Genomic DNA, 265 nt, shown 5'->3' with positions numbered 1-265 from the left:
GTGCCGGTGACCACGACGCCAGCGCCGCTAACCGCGAAAGCGCGGTCGACGGCCAGACGAAAACCACCGCGCACAGCGCGTGCCCGTACATTGGCCTCAGCCTCCAGCAGGGCTTGACGCAGCGCGTCCACGCCTTCCCCGCTGATGCTCGACAATGGGAACTGCCGCGCACCGGCATACGGCCCTGGCGCCAGCAGTTCACTGACTTGCGCCTGCACATCGGCCAGCCGGGCCGGCTCGACCCGGTCGCATTTGCTGATCGCCA

General features: G+C 68.7%; 1 pseudogene. It reads right to left on the bottom strand.

What is annotated here, in order from left to right:
• Window positions 1-265 (bottom strand): annotated as a pseudogene (locus SB765_RS30440) (selenocysteine-specific translation factor); the annotation flags it as partial.

Source organism: Pseudomonas sp. SIMBA_067, from assembly GCF_046534675.1.
Taxonomy (GTDB): domain Bacteria; phylum Pseudomonadota; class Gammaproteobacteria; order Pseudomonadales; family Pseudomonadaceae; genus Aquipseudomonas; species Aquipseudomonas putida.
The sequence above is the reverse complement of the archived record's forward strand: the minus strand, read 5'-3'. Positions and strand labels throughout refer to the sequence as shown.